Annotated in this window: 12 protein-coding genes; 5 read left to right on the top strand and 7 right to left on the bottom strand. The window is 66.7% G+C overall.

From position 1 onward, the window contains the following. Positions 1-128: 128 nt before the first annotated feature. On the top strand, positions 129-1,964 hold the full coding sequence (locus tag WS70_RS19885) for an ABC transporter ATP-binding protein (RefSeq protein WP_059598588.1): 1,836 nt from the start codon (positions 129-131) through the stop codon (positions 1,962-1,964). Then, positions 1,961-3,811 carry an ABC transporter ATP-binding protein gene (locus WS70_RS19890; RefSeq protein WP_059469828.1) on the top strand — a complete coding sequence of 617 codons (1,851 nt, stop codon included), beginning with the start codon at positions 1,961-1,963 and terminating at the stop codon, positions 3,809-3,811. Before WS70_RS19885 ends, WS70_RS19890 begins: the two co-directional genes overlap by 4 nt. A gap of 129 nt (positions 3,812-3,940) precedes the next feature. Here WS70_RS19890 and WS70_RS19895 read toward each other — a convergent pair whose 3' ends face one another. The 7 genes from WS70_RS19895 to WS70_RS19930 all read right to left on the bottom strand — a co-directional run bounded on the left by WS70_RS19895 (position 3,941) and on the right by WS70_RS19930 (position 11,369). Continuing rightward, the gene (locus WS70_RS19895; RefSeq protein ID WP_226382925.1) at positions 3,941-5,125 is read right to left on the bottom strand and encodes a hypothetical protein; all 1,185 of its coding nucleotides are present in this window, start codon (positions 5,123-5,125) and stop codon (positions 3,941-3,943) included. 320 nt (positions 5,126-5,445) lie between these two features. After that, complete coding sequence (locus WS70_RS19905; protein ID WP_059598590.1) at positions 5,446-6,801, bottom strand: purine-cytosine permease family protein; 1,356 nt, start codon at positions 6,799-6,801, stop codon at positions 5,446-5,448. Positions 6,802-7,004: 203 nt separating this feature from the next. After that, the gene (locus tag WS70_RS19910) at positions 7,005-8,009 is read right to left on the bottom strand and encodes a 5-oxoprolinase subunit C family protein (RefSeq protein ID WP_059598591.1); all 1,005 of its coding nucleotides are present in this window, start codon (positions 8,007-8,009) and stop codon (positions 7,005-7,007) included. Further along, a complete protein-coding gene (locus WS70_RS19915; RefSeq protein ID WP_059469832.1) occupies positions 7,999-8,874 on the bottom strand; it encodes a 5-oxoprolinase subunit B family protein in 876 nt (291 codons plus the stop codon). The genes WS70_RS19910 and WS70_RS19915 overlap by 11 nt, the downstream gene beginning before the upstream one ends. After that, a complete protein-coding gene (locus WS70_RS19920; RefSeq protein ID WP_059469909.1) occupies positions 8,871-10,316 on the bottom strand; it encodes an acetyl-CoA carboxylase biotin carboxylase subunit in 1,446 nt (481 codons plus the stop codon). Before WS70_RS19920 ends, WS70_RS19915 begins: the two co-directional genes overlap by 4 nt. 5 nt (positions 10,317-10,321) lie before the next feature. Next, the gene (locus WS70_RS19925; RefSeq protein WP_059469833.1) at positions 10,322-10,564 is read right to left on the bottom strand and encodes an acetyl-CoA carboxylase; all 243 of its coding nucleotides are present in this window, start codon (positions 10,562-10,564) and stop codon (positions 10,322-10,324) included. A gap of 13 nt (positions 10,565-10,577) precedes the next feature. Then, positions 10,578-11,369, bottom strand: a complete 792-nt coding sequence (locus tag WS70_RS19930; protein ID WP_059598630.1) for a 5-oxoprolinase subunit PxpA — start codon at positions 11,367-11,369, stop codon at positions 10,578-10,580. 264 nt (positions 11,370-11,633) lie between these two features. On the opposite strand from WS70_RS19930, the gene WS70_RS19940 reads away from it, so the two are divergent. From WS70_RS19940 to WS70_RS19950, 3 genes are all read left to right on the top strand, one after another. Continuing rightward, on the top strand, positions 11,634-12,548 hold the full coding sequence (locus WS70_RS19940; RefSeq protein ID WP_059469834.1) for a LysR family transcriptional regulator: 915 nt from the start codon (positions 11,634-11,636) through the stop codon (positions 12,546-12,548). Between the two features lie 170 nt (positions 12,549-12,718). Further along, positions 12,719-13,654 (top strand): prolyl aminopeptidase, encoded by a 936-nt coding sequence (gene pip / locus WS70_RS19945; RefSeq protein WP_059469835.1) that lies wholly within the window; start codon positions 12,719-12,721, stop codon positions 13,652-13,654. Positions 13,655-13,861: 207 nt separating this feature from the next. Continuing rightward, on the top strand, positions 13,862-14,686 hold the full coding sequence (locus WS70_RS19950; protein ID WP_059598592.1) for a class I SAM-dependent methyltransferase: 825 nt from the start codon (positions 13,862-13,864) through the stop codon (positions 14,684-14,686). The last annotated feature ends 154 nt before the right edge of the window (positions 14,687-14,840 follow it).

Raw genomic sequence — 14,840 nt, forward strand, 5'->3', positions numbered from 1 at the left:
GCTTCGATGCCACTTAGCTCCGCCCGCTGCCGGGCTCACGAGGAATTGCCATGTCCGAACCACCGACCGAAGCCGTCCATTCAGAGCGCCGAAGACGCGCGGATGCCCGCCCAAACCCGTGGAGCATCATGCGCCCGGTGCGGGCGCAAATCCGTTTCGCGATGGTCGTCTCGTCGCTCGCGACGCTGCTGAACGTCGCATTCCTGCTGTCGCTCGCATGGACGGTCCGGCAGCTCGTCGAGCGGCCGCATGTCTGGCCGGCGTGGCCGGTCGCAGGCGCCGTCCTGTGCCTCGTCGGCAGCTATTTTCTGCGGCTGGGCGCGTTCAGCCAATCGCACTACGCGGCATTCCGCCTCGAAAAGTTCCTGCGCAGCGATCTGGCGGATCGCCTGACGCGCGTGTCGCTCGGCACGCTGCAGCAGGTCGGTGCGGGCGCGCTGTCGAAGGTCATCCACGACGACGTGAAGGCGCTTCACATTTTCGTCGCCGACAGCACGCCGCTCTATGCGCGCGCGTTCGTCGGGCCGGCGTGCACGCTCGTCGTGCTGCTGTGGCTCGACTGGCGGCTCGCCGCCGGCGCGGCCGCGGTGATGGCGATCGGATTCGGCGTGCTGACGCTCGCGATGCGCAACGCCGTCGAGATGAGCCGGCTGTACAACGACGCGCGCGAGCGAGTGAGCGCGGCCGTCATCGAGTTCGTGCAGGCGATGCCTGTCGTGCGGACGTTCGACGCCGGCTATTCGACGTTCGGCCGTTTTCAGCACGCGCTCGACGCATATCTCGACGTGTTGACGCGCTGGTATCGGCAGGCGGGTTTCTCCGCGCGTTTCTCGTTCGCGGTGCTCAATCCGCTGCCGACGCTGCTCGTGCTGCTGTGGCTCGGCGCGTGGCTGATTGCGCGCGATGCCTCGGATTTCGGCGCGTGGATCGCCGTGCTGCTCGTCGGCACCGGGATGGCGGAAGCGATGATGCCGATGATGATGCTCAATCACATGGTCGACAAGGCGAAGCTGAGCGTCGCGCGGATTCAGCAGACGATGGCGCTGCCGACGCTGCCGATGCCCGTCGATGGGCGCGCGCCGGCCGATGCGAGCGTGACGTTCGAGAACGTCGGCTTCGGCTATGGCGCGCCCGCGGATGCGAAGCCGGGAACCGTGCCCGCCCGCCGCCATGCCGGCCATGACGATGATGGAGACAGCGACAGCGACAGCGACAACGCGCGCGTGCTGCGCAACGTGAGCTTCCACGTCCCGCAGGGCTCGACGACCGCGCTCGTCGGCCCGTCGGGCGCGGGCAAGACGACCGTCGCGCGGCTGATTCCGCGCTTCTGGGACGTCGATGCGGGGCGCGTGCTCGTCGGCGGCGTCGACGTGCGCGACATGACGGCCGACGTGCTGATGTCGCAGCTCGCGTTCGTGTTCCAGGACACGTTCCTGTTCGCCGACACGATCGCGAACAACATCCGCCTCGGCTCGCCGAACCGCACGATGGACGACGTGATCGCGGCAGCGAAGGCCGCGCAGGCGCACGACTTCATCATGTGCTTGCCGAACGGGTACGACACGCTCGCGGGCGAGCGCGGCGCATTCCTGTCGGGCGGGCAGCGGCAGCGCATCACGATCGCGCGTGCGATCCTGCAGAACCGTCCGATCCTCGTGCTCGACGAGGCGACCGCGTTTTCCGATCCGGAGAACGAGGCCGAGCTGATGCGCGCGCTGTCCGAGCTGATGCGCGGCAAGACGGTGATCATGGTCGCGCATCGCCTGTCGACGATTCGTCATGCCGATCAGATTCTCGTGTTCGATCGGGGCGCGCTCGTCGAAGCGGGCCGCCACGACGCGCTGTTGTCGATGCGAGGCGTTTACGCGCGGCTGTGGGACAGCCATGAACGCGCGCAGCGCTGGGCGCTGCGCGGCGGCGCGCAAGAGAATCGGACCGGCGTCGAACTGGAGCGCACGCGATGAAACACGAATCGACCGAAACCCGGCGTCCCGCATCGTGGCGCCTGACGTATCGACGACTGACGAGCGTCGCGGGCCCGAACGCAGGCGCGCTGCGCGCGAGCATCGTCGGCCTGTGCATCGCCGCGGCCGCGCAGGGACTCGCGCTTGCCTGCCTGTTTCCGCTGTTCGCCGCGATCGTCGACGAGCGGCCGGCCGCGTCGGCGTTCGGCTGGCTGATTGCGATGACGCTGATCGCGGCGTTCGCGACGTGCGCGCGCTGGCGCGCGCAAGGCTTCGAATACAACGGGCGAATGGCGTACACGACGCACGCGCTGCGCATGCGGATCGGCGAGCAACTGCGCCACATGCCGCTCGACCTGCTGCAGGACAAGCGCTCGGGCGAGATGAACGCGCTGCTGCTCGGCAACGTCGACGAGAACCTCAACTACACGCTCGCGATCGTCAACATGATCGCGCTCGCGACCATTACGCCTTGCGTCGTCGCGCTCGCCACGCTGTTCGTCGACTGGCGCATGGGCCTGATTCTGCTGCTCGTGTTCCCCGCGATCGTGCCGCTTTACCGCTGGCGCCGGCCGGCGCTCGGGCGCGGGATGCGCGCGCTCGCGGACGCGCACAGTCGATTGAACGCCGACATCGTCGAATTCACGCAAGGGCTGCCGGTGCTGCGCGCGGCATGCAGCGACGCGGCGAAAGCGTCGACGCTCGCCCACGGCTGCGCGAAACTGCTCGATATGCAGACGGCCGCGCATCGCAGGAGTGCGAAGCCGAATCTCATCGTCGCGAGCGTCGTCGAGCTCGGCCTGCAACTCGTCGTCGCGGCGGCCGTCACGTGGGTGGTGATGGGCACGCTCGAACTGCCGGTCGTCGCGGCTGTGATGGTGATCGTCGTGCGTTTCTCCGAGCCGATGGCGACGTTGATCGGCTATACGGCGGTCGTCGAGATGATCGAGGCCGCGCTGGAACGCATCGAGGCGCTGCTCGCGATCGAGCCGCTGCCGTCGCGGCAGCCGCCGTGCGTGCCGACCCGCTTCGAGCTGCGTTTCGACGACGTGTCGTTCCGTTACGCGCGGGCGACGGGCGACGCGCTCGGCGGCTTCAGCGCAACGCTGCCGGCGAACGGGATGACGGCGCTCGTCGGTCCGTCGGGTTCAGGCAAGTCGACGATCGCGCGCTTGCTGCTGCGTCATGCCGATCCGCAGCGCGGCTCGATCGAGATCGGCGGCGTCGACATCCGGCAGATTCCGGAAACGGCGCTGAATGCGTTGATTTCAGTCGTGTTTCAGGACGTCTATCTGTTCGACGACACGGTGCTCGCGAACATCCGCATGGCGCGGCCGGACGCGACCGACGAGGAAGTCGAAGCCGCGGCGCGCGCCGCGCAGTGCCACGAATTCATCGAACGCCTGCCACAGCGCTGGCAGACGCGGCTCGGCGAGATCGGCGGCAGGCTGTCGGGCGGCGAACGCCAGCGCATCTCGATCGCGCGCGCATTGCTGAAGGACGCGCCGATCGTGATTCTCGACGAGCCGACCGCGGCGCTCGACGTCGAAAGCGAGCTGGCGGTGCAGCGTGCGATCGATGCGCTCGTGCGGGACAAGACCGTCGTCGTGATCGCGCATCGCCTGTCGACGATCGTCGGCGCGGACCGGATTCTCGTGATCGAAGGCGGGCGGCTCGTGCAGCAGGGGCGGCACGACGAGCTGATCGCGGTCGATGGACGCTATCGAGCCATGTGGGAGGCGCAGTATCGGGCGAAGGCGGCGTTCGACGGGTTCGGCGCCGGGCCGGGCGATTGTCGCGCACCGTCGCCGGCGACGACGGATGGCGCGGTGGCGCCAAGCCGCTGACAAAGGCAAGGGCGATTGGAATGCATGCGGCTTCGTTCGGGCGAAATCGCGTGCGATCCGATTGCTGCGATTCGGCGTGACGGCGCGCGCGCCCGTGCTCGCGCTCGCGCCCGGCCGCGAGTGGCCACGTCAATCCGCGGTGTCGCCGCCCTTCGGCACTTTCGCATGCGCCTTCCTGCCCGGCGCGGGCGACCATGCGGGACGCGTCTTGCGCTCCGAATCGACGACGACGAGATAGCGGCCCGCCCAGGGCGTGATTTGCCGATGCGCGCGCAGCACCCACGGCGCTTCGCCGCCGGCGGCGCGCGCTTCGTACTCGGCGTCGAGGATGCCGTGCTGATCGATGAAGACATTCAGCGACGCCGGAATCCGCACGCATCCCTTCGAGTGGCGAATGCCGAGCAGCGGCTCGAGAAATTCCGGGTCCGTCGCATGCATCTGGAAGCGCATCTGCGACACGCCGCCCTTGCCCCAGCCACGCTCCGCGTTCGCCCAGCCGAAATCGTAGATGCGCATGTCGTGCTGCCCGTAGCCGCGGATGCCGTTGTCGTTCATCGTGCCTTCCGCGCGGAAATCCATGTTCGCCGGCGTGTGCTCGAACACGCCGAGCGGTGTCACGAAATGGTCGTACTGGCCGGGCAGCCCGGTCGCGACGGGCGACGCGCCGATCATCTGCCATGCGTTGTTCCGCGTCGTGCGGAAGTAGATGAACGCTGCCTGCACGTTCCGGGCGCGATCGACGAGCACGACGTATTCACGAGCCAGTTCGCCCAGACCGTTCGCATCGAGCATCTGCTGCAGGCGCTCGCCATACGCGCGCTGCTCGGCGAGCGGCACTTTCAGGCGTCGCGTGACTTCCTGCGCGAACGCCGTGCGCAGCGCGAGCGCGCGGCGTGTCACGTCCGCGGATTCGGCTTCGGACAGCGGCGGCACGGGTGGGACGGTGAGCGCTCGGGGCTGTGTGGCCTGCGCGCCCGATCCTTGCGCGGGCGCGGATGCGGCGGGCGTTTCGGATGTGGCCGATGCGTTCGATGCAGCCGATGCAGCCGACGCAGCCGATGCAGCCGATGCAGCCGATGCAGCCGATGCGCCGGACGATTCGGATGTCCTCGATGCGCTCGCACGAGTGTGAGGCGTCGATGAAGCGGAGGATAAAGACGAAGAAGGCGCGGCGGATGCGTCATGGACCGATTGCGCGGCCCCGGCGGGTTGCATGATGGACGCCGCGATGCTCGCGAGCGCGACGCATATGATCGCGCAGAGCGTACGAACACGTTCAAACGAGCGTTGCCGTGTGTCGCCAGGCTGATTCATCAAAGCAGTGCCCCGGGTCGTTCCAGCCAATGAGACATCGGTTCGGCGCGAGTCGGTATCGTGGGTCGCAAGCGTCGAATCATTTATCTACTTGGTTCGCATTTTCGATGCCGAAGTTCCGGCTTTTTCCCGCTCGCATTCACGAATGCGTACTGTCCACGCAATGACGCTCGATATCGTGTCGATGCTTATTTTACGTATCCCGGTGAGCGTTTTTTTTGATCGAGATCTGAATTCGAGCATTCAATGTTCAGACATGAAAGGCGGCGGCGTCTCGTTTTAGGCGCGGCCTGGCCGCGCCGCCGCCGCTCGGCGCAGCATCACATCTCCCGCACGAACCACGCCCGCTTCGCCGACACGAGCATGCCGCGATAGACGATCCACGATACGGCGAACGTCGCCGGCGCGGACAGCGATTGCACGAAGCCCGACGCCATCGTCAGCATCATCCCGGCGAATACGCCGGCGAACCACGCGGTCAGCCCGCCCGGATTGAACGCGGGCACATGCGTGTCGCGGCATTCGATGTCGCCGCCGAGCAGTTCTTCGTAGCGCGTCGACAGGATGTGCGCGAGCGCGACGCCGACCCACGCCACGATGAACACGCCCTGCCACGCGAGCGCCTGCAGCAGCTTCGAGAAGACGTCGGCCATCATCAGCGCGTAGACGACAGCGCCGACGACGAGCGCCCACACGTATTTCGGCGCGCGCAGCCCGGCGGCTTTCTGGAAGAACGCCTGCATGTTGACGGTCGCGAGATAGTAGTTCGCGGTGTTGATTCGCGATTGCGTGACCCAGACGAACAGCAGCCCCCAGACGCCCATCAGCTTGAGCAGCGCGGTGACGACCGATACTTCGGATAGCGTACCGAGCCCCGGAATCGTGCTGACGAGATAGATGCCGGCCGCGCCGTTGACGACGAACGTAACGAGATAGAACGGCATTCCGAAGTTCCAGCGGCCGTGATAGGTCGCGTCTTCCCGGCGGCCGAAGCGCGCGTAGTCGAACGTGAACATCATCAGCACCCATACGCCCATGTAGTAGACGAAGCATTTCCACCAGCCGTCGGCGGGCACGCTGCCCTTGGGGCCGAAATCGAGCCATGCGGCGTTGTAGCCGTAGCGATGCGTCGCGAGCACGACGGCTGCGAGCAGTCCGAACAGATAGAACGGCAGCAGCACGCCATTGAACTTGTCGAGCCAGTGCTGCACGCTGCCGAAGATCAGCGGCACGCTGTAGCAGACGACGATCAACGCGGCCCATTTATAGTCGAGCGACGGCATCAGGCCGTGCGCGGCGACCGCGATCACCGAGCCTTCGAACACCGCGTAGTAGATCGCGGTCGCAAAGAAGATCAGCGTCGCGAGCGCGGCGCCCGCGCTGCCGAACAGCACGCGCGAGAACAGTGCGACGGACAGGCCGGTGCGAATCGCATAGCGGCTCATCGCCGCGTTGATCAATCCGTACGAGACGACCGACAGCACCATCCCGATCAGCGCGTTGCGCGCGCCGTAGTCGAGTGCGAGCGTCGCGCCGACGACGATGTAGAACACCGCGCTGCATACCGCCCACCACGCCATTGTCAGCGGAAACGCCTGCATTCGCGCGCCGTCCGGCATCGCGACCGTCGAAAGATCCAGCTCGCCTTCGGCGGCTGCTTGAGTGGTATTGGCCATGATCCTGCTCCGTTGGCACTTGCATTCGGGAAATGCGCCGCGTCCGCCGCGACGAGCGGCGGCGACACGGCGCACGCGTCACAACGTCAAGGCATCCAAAACAAAGGATGCAGGCCCTCGCACGCGGTGCGATGCGCCGCGCGATTCGTTATCGACATCGACGGGAAGAGCGGGGCGGCGTCAGTCGCCCCGAGCGGCAACCATCAGCCGCCGTGCGGCCATAACGCGTCGCGCAGACGCGCGAGCCGGCGCTGCGCGTCTCGCCGGGCGGCGAGCGCATCGGCCATCGTCACCGCGACGAAGCGCGCGTGATGGTTCGGCTGCATCTGGCCGATCAGATCCATGTCGGCGCTGATGACCGTGCCGATCGTCGCGTAGCCGCCGCCCGACACCGCGTCGCGATGCAGGATGATCGGCTCGATGCCGGCCGGCACCTGAATCGAGCCGATCGGATAGCACGCGTCGACGATGTTCGACGGATCGGCGCCCGCGCCGAACGGCTGCTCGCGCTCGCAAAAGCGCAGCGCGCGGCCTTGCCGGTAGCGATAGCCGATGCGGTCGGCCTCCGGCGCGACGACCCACGTGTCCTCGAAGAACGTGCGCGCCGATTCGTCGGTCAGCCGGTGGTGGTAGAGGCCCGGCAGCACGCGCAATTCGACTTCGCGCGCGAGCGGCGTGCGCAGCGTGTCGGGCAATGTCGCGCCTTCGCGTCCGGCGCGCTTCGCCGCGCCGATCGGCAGCGTGTCGCCTTTCTGAAGACGCCGTCCTTCGTGTCCGCCGATCGCGCCGAGCGTGTACGTCGAGCGGCTGCCGAGCACGACCGGCACGTCGATGCCGCCCGAGACCGCGAGATACGCGCGCGCGCCTTGCTTCACGTAGTCGAACGTCAGCGTGCTGCCCGCGCGGATGCGCAGCGCGACGTTGCACGGCTGCGCGGCGCCGTCGATTCGCGGCGCCATCTCCGCGCCCGTCACAGCGATCAGCGCGTCGCGACGAAACAGCAACTGCGGGCCGAGCAGCGTGCATTCGAGCACTGCGGCGTCTTCGTCGTTGCCGACGAGCAGGTTCGCCGCGCGCAGCGAGAATTGATCGAGCGCGCCGGACGGCGGAATGCCGACGTGGTAGTAGCCCTGTCGGCCGGCGTCCTGCACTGACGTCGCGAGACCCGGCTTCACGACCTCGATCACGTTGAGCGAATCAGTTGGCATCCAGCACCTCGACGAGAGAACGGTTGTACGCGTCCGGATCGCGCAGGAACGCATCGAGCGCGAACTTCACCGGCTTCACGCGCAACGTGAACGTGCCCGCTTCGACCTCGGCGATCGCCGCGTCGTATGCGGCGCGATCGATCGGCTTGAACTTCACGATGTCGCCGGGGCGGAAGAACACCATGAAGTCGCGCAGGTAATCGAGCCGCTGCGCCGGATCGAAAATCGGCGCGGGCGTCACGCCGAACATCTGATAGCCGCCCGCGCCGCGCACCGAATAGATGCAGCCGAAGCAGCCGCCGTGGCCGACGGTGAGTTTCGGCGTATCGGTGCGCGGCCGCAGATATTTCGGCACCTGAAGCTGCCGTCCGCGCTCGACCATCTGGTACATGAACGGCAGGCCCGCGACGAAGCCGACCATCGACACGAACCACGGCGAGCCGGAATGCGCGGCGATGAATGCGTCGACGTCCCGCTTGCCGTTGATTCGCGCCGCGTATTCGAGGTCGGTCGAGTCCGGGTCCTGATGCCGTTCGCGAAAGCGCATCAGCGTCTCGTGCGTCCACGGATCGTCGTAGAGCACGGGCACTTCGACGATCCGCGTATCGAGGTTCAATTCCGCATCGCCGACGTCGGCTTCGATGTCTTTCAATAGCGCGAGCAGCGCGTCCGGCGCGATCACGTCGGGATCGTAACGAACCTGGTAGGACGCATTCGCCGGGCAAATCTCGCTCACGCCCGGCATCTTGCGGCGCTGCAGCTCGCGCGTGATCGCGGTGCCCTTGAAGAATGCGTCGAGCGACATCGATTCGCTGATCTCGACGAAGATGAATTCGTCGCCGCCGAACGTGTATCGGATCGTCATGCTGCCTCTCCCAGCCTCGGCGATGCGCCCGCGTCGGCGTTGAGCCGCGCGCGCCATGCGCTCATCCAGGCTTCCAGGTAATTCGTGTGATAGCGGCCCGCGCGGACGTCGTCGTCTTCGAGCAGCGCACGGTGCAGCGGCGCGGTCGTCTTCACGCCGCCGATGCGCAGTTCGCGCAGCGCACGTGCGAGCCGCGCCAGCGCGGCCGCACGGCTCTCGTCGTGCACGATCAGCTTCGCGAGCAGCGAATCGTAGAACGGCGGCACCGTGTAGCCCGGATAGAGCAGCGTATCGATCCGCACGCCGGGGCCGGCCGGCCATACCAGCTCGTCGATGCGGCCGGGATTCGGCCGGAAATCGTGCACCGGGTCTTCCGCGTTGATCCGGCATTCGAGCGCGGCGCCGCGCAGCACGATGTCGTCCTGCGCGAAGCGCAGCGGCTCACCGTCCGCGATGCGCAGCATCTCGCGCACGAGATCGACGCCCGTGATCGCCTCCGTCACCGGATGTTCGACCTGGATCCGCGTGTTCATTTCGATGAAGTAGAACTCGCTGCGCGATTCGTCGAACAGATATTCGAGCGTGCCCGCGCTGCGATAGCCGACCTGCCGCGCGAGACGCGTCGCCGATGCGCACAGCGCGTCGCGCAGTGCGTGCGTCAGCGAAGGCGACGGCGCCTCTTCGAGGATCTTCTGACGCCGCCGCTGCAACGAGCATTCACGTTCGAACAGATGAATCGCGTTCGTCCCGTCGCCGAGCACCTGCACTTCGATGTGCCGTGCGCGTGCGATGAAACGTTCGAGATAGACGCCGCCGTCGCCGAACGCGGCCTGCGCTTCGCGCTGCGCGAGCGGCAGCTCGGCGTCGAGCCGCGCGTCGTCGTGCGCGACGCGGATGCCGCGCCCGCCGCCGCCCGCGGCCGCCTTGATCATCACCGGGTAGCCGATGCGCTCGGCCACCGCGCGCGCTTCGTCGAGCGATGTCACGACGCCGTCGCTGCCCGGCACCGTCGGCACGTTCGCGCGCTGCGCAGTCTCGCGTGCGCGGGCCTTGTCGCCCATCGTCGCGATCACGTGCGCCGACGGACCGACGAAGATCAAGCCCGCCGCCTCGACCTGCGCGGCGAAGCCCGCGTTCTCCGACAGAAAGCCGTAGCCCGGATGAATCGCGTCGGCGTTGCACTGCCGCGCGGCGGCGAGAATCGCGGCCGGGTTCAGATAGCTCTTCGCCGCATGCGATGGGCCGATGTGCACCGCTTCGTCGGCCATCCGTGCAGCGAGGCTGTCGCGATCCGCGTCGCTGACCGCCGCGATCGCGCGCATGCCGAGTTCCTGCGCGGCGCGGATCACGCGCACCGCGATCTCGCCGCGATTCGCGACGAACACCGTCCTGATCCGCGATGGTCGGTAGAACGAATCGTGCGTCGAATTCATGTCGTTCATCGCGTTCACGCCTCGATTCGCATCAGCACTTGCCCGGCGTCGACGGGCTCGCCGTCGTCGACGAGCACCTCCGTGATGCGGCCCGCAGTCGCGGTTTCGATCTCGGTGAACTGCTTCATCACTTCGACGAGCCCGACGACCGCGCCGAGCCCGACCGTCGAGCCGACTTCGACGTAATGGTCCGCGTCGGGCGACGGACGCCGATAGAACGTCCCAGGCAGGGGACTGACGATATCGTGTAATGCCATCTTGGTACGCTCCTCAAGCCTGATCGATGCGGATTGCGGCCGCGGCGGGCGCGGCGATGCGGATGTCGTGCGCGACGAGCGCGTCGCGGGTCGCCCGGACGAGCTGCAGCGCGCCCGGCGTATCGCTGTGAATGCAGATCGAATCGAAATCGATGTCGATGTCTTCGCCGTCGACGGTCGCGACGCGGCCGTCGACGCACGCGCGCAGCACTTTGTCCGCGACCTGTCGCGGATCGAGCTTGCCGACGCGGCGCGTGAACACGATCGAGCCGCTGCGGTCGTAGTCGCGGTCCGCGTAGAACTCGCGAACGACCGGCTGGCCGAGCTCGCGCGCGATCCGGTGCGTGACCGACGCTTCCATGCAGAAAAGCAGCAGCGTCGGATCGAGTTGCTGCAGCGTCTCGACGAGGAGCCGCGACAGCGCCTCGTCGCGTGCGGCGCGCATGTAGAGCGCGCCGTGCGGCTTCACGTGCTGAACGCTCACGCCGTGAAAGCGTGCGAACTCGCGCAGCGCGCCGAGCTGATACAGGATGTCGTTGACGAGCGCTTGCGGCGCTTCGTTGACGTCGCGGCGGCCGAAGCCCACGAGATCGCGAAAGCCGGGATGCGCGCCGATGCCGACGCCCGCGTTCTTCGCGAGCTGCACGGTGCGCGCCATGATGTTGGGATCGCCCGCATGAAAACCCGTCGCGATGTTCGCCGAGCTGATGAGCGGCATGATCTCGTCGTCGACCCCGTCGCCGATCTTCCACGGACCGAAGCCTTCGCCCATGTCGGAGTTCAGGTCGACGCTGTGTTTTCGCATGCTGAATGCCTCCTTCGTCGCCGGCCCGCGCACCGGAAAGGGCGCGTCGACCGTGTTCGAAGCTAGGTTAGTCGGGCCGCGGTCGCCAAAATAGTTCTATTTTTATATGTCTCGATATCGATTTTTTCGATATCGGCCGATATGCATGGATTCGTCAGATCGTTGTGGGCCGCGTGCCGGCGGCATTTTTGGCGGATGCGCACGCGATGAAGATCGACTGATAAGATACCGCCGGCTGCGTTATCGATTTTTCAGGTGGTCGCCATGGCGTTAACCCTCAGGCAACTGAAGTATTTCGTTGCGACCGCGGAGCTCGGACAGATCTCACAGGCGGCGATCCAGTTGACGATTTCGCAATCGGCCGTCACGAGCGCGATCCGCGAACTCGAAGACAGCCTCGGCACGCAGCTCTTCATGCGCACGGCGACAGGCGTCACGCTGACCCACACGGGCCGGCGCTTCCTGAATCAGGCGTACACGATCCTGTCGTCGGTCGACGAGGCGATGCGCATCCCGAACCTCGAAAGCACGCTGACGGGCACGCTCGCGATCGCCGCGAGCTACACGGTGCTCGGCTACTTCCTGCCGCATCATCTGCTGCGTCTGAACACGCAGTATCCGCGGCTGACGATCCAGCTTCACGAGCTGAATCGCGAATCGATCGAAGAAGGCTTGATCGCCGGGCGCTACGACATGGCGGTGCTGCTGACGTCGAACGTGTCGAATCCCGAGCTCGTGCTCGAGCCCGTCATTCATTCGGCGCGCCGGCTGTGGGTCGGTGCGCATCATCCGCTGCTCAAGCGCGAGAGCGTGACGTTCGCCGACGTCGCGCCGGAACCGTTCGTGATGCTGACGGTCGACGAAGCCGCGTACACCGCGTTGCGCTACTGGAACGAGACGCCGTACCGGCCGAACGTGATCCTGCGAACGTCGTCGGTCGAGGCGGTGCGCAGCATGGTCGCGAACGGCAGCGGCGTCGCGATTCTGTCGGACATGGTCTATCGGCCGTGGTCGCTCGAAGGGCGGCGGATCGAGACGGTGCTGTTGCGCGATCCGGTGCCGCCGATGAGCGTCGGGCTCGCGTGGCGCAGGAACACCGAATTCAGTCCGGCGATGCATGCGGTGCGCGAGTATTTCCGGCACACGTTCATGGAGCCGCGCGCGGGCGGCGGCGTTTGACGCGCACGGACGCCGATCGCGAGTGCGCCGTTTTTCCGGCGACTCGGCATAATGAGGCGTCGCTTTCGACGTCGAGCCGAACCGGAGCCGTCGGCGGCCAGCGCGCACGTGCGCGGGCTGGCCGCGCCCGATCGCTCCGGTCGTTTTCTTCCATTTATCCGGAGCGTCTCTTGTATCCACCGATCGAACCCTATGCACAAGGCTTCCTCGACACCGGCGACGGCCATCGCGTGTACTGGGAGCTTTGCGGCAATCCCGACGGCAAGCCGGCCGTCTTCCTGCACGGCGGCCCGGGCGGCGGCTGCAACGCCGATCACCGCCGCCTTTTCGATCCCGCGCGCTACAACGTGCTGCTGTTCGACCAGCGCGGCTGCGGCCGCTCGACGCCGCACGCGAGCCTCGACAACAACACGACCTGGCATCTCGTCGACGACATCGAGCGGCTGCGCGAGATGGCCGGCGTCGAGCGCTGGCTCGTGTTCGGCGGCTCGTGGGGCAGCACGCTCGCGCTCGCCTATGCGGAAACGCATCCGGCGCGCGTCAGCGAGCTCGTCGTGCGCGGCATCTTCACGGTGCGCCAGTCGGAGCTGCTCTGGTATTACCAGGAAGGCGCGTCGTGGCTGTTCCCGGACCTCTGGGAAGCATTCGTCGCCCCCATTCCGCTTTCCGAGCGCTCGGACCTGATGGCCGCCTATCGCCGCCGCCTGACGGGCGACGACGAAGCCGCGAAGCTCGAAGCCGCGCGCGCGTGGAGCGTCTGGGAAGGCCGGACGATCACGCTGCTGCCGAATCCCGCGCACGAAGCGCATTTCGGCGACGCGCACTACGCGCTCGCGTTCGCCCGCATCGAAAATCACTATTTCGTTCATCAAGGTTTCATCGAAGAAGGGCAGTTGCTGCGCGACGCGCATCGTCTCGCGGACATCCCGGGCGTGATCGTGCAGGGGCGCTACGACGTCGCCACGCCCGCCCGCACCGCATGGGAGCTGGCGAAGGCGTGGCCGAGGGCGTCGTTCGAGATCGTGCCCGACGCGGGCCACGCGTACGACGAGCCGGGCATCCTGCGTGCACTGATCGCGGCGACCGATCGCTTCGCGCGAGAGTGATGATCCTGCATCGAACGCAGGCGCGCGGCGGACGTTGCCGCCGAACGAAGGAGCGGCGCGCTCGATGCGCGCCGCGTCGAAGCTTCCTTCGAAATCTCCCCCAATGTAAGCCGTAGAACAGAGACGCGTCCCGGCCGGTGACGATACTCGAAGTGAGTTCAACGAAGTGCGGCGATTCGCCGGGACCGTCGGCGAAGAGGGGGAGTCGTGAACGAGGGTTTCATGCAGGACCGCATCAATCAGGCCGTCTGGCGCAGCCGCAGCGCGCTTCGCGGATACGGGAGCGCGACCGGCTGGACCGATCCGGGCGAGGCCGCTGCGCTTGCGTGGATCGCCGAGCGCGTGCGCGCCGAGCCGATTCTCGACGTCGGCGTCGGCGGCGGACGCACCGTGCCGATGCTGAAGGCGATCAGCGCCGATTACACGGCCGTCGATTACACGCCCGAGCTCGTCGAGATCTGCCGGCGCAATCATCCGGGCACGCGCGTCTATCAGATGGATGCGCGCGACATGTCGACGTTCGCGGACGAAAGCTTCTCGCTCGTCGTGTTCAGCTACAACGGCATCGACGCCGTCGATCACGACGGCCGGATGTCGATCCTGAAGGAATTCGCGCGCGTGCTGAGGCCGGGCGGCTTCACGCTGTTCTCGACGCATAATCTCGCGGGGCCGAGCTATCGCGAAGGGCCGTCGCGGCTCGTTCGGTTGCCGCGGCGCTCGGCGAATCCGTTTTCGATCGCGCTCGACGCGGCGCGCATCACGTATTCGCTGCCGATCGGCGTGTTCAACTATTTCCGCAATTCGCGTTTCAACCGAGCGTTCGATGGTTATGCGATGCGCGTGTGCGCTGCGCACAAGTTCGGGATACTCATCATGTATACCGATTTCGCGACGCAGCAGCGGCAACTCGCCGACGCCGGCCTTCGGCTGCGCGCGGCGTTCGGCGGTTCGACCGGCAAGCCTTTGCGGTGCGAGCAGGATTTCGGCGATGAAGCGTGGTTTCACTTCGTCGCGAGCAAGCCGTGCATGTAGGGTCGGAGTGATGCGTAGGAGCGGCGCGTCGGCGAACGCCACGCCGGATTCGAGGCATCGGCGTGCGTTTCGTGCGCAAATCCAAACGCAGCGACAGCGCGTGCATGTGGGTTCGCATCGGCGTCGAGTCGCGGTTGTCGACGCACGCATCGTT

The organism is Burkholderia mayonis (genome assembly GCF_001523745.2).
GTDB classification, from domain to species: Bacteria; Pseudomonadota; Gammaproteobacteria; order Burkholderiales; family Burkholderiaceae; genus Burkholderia; species Burkholderia mayonis.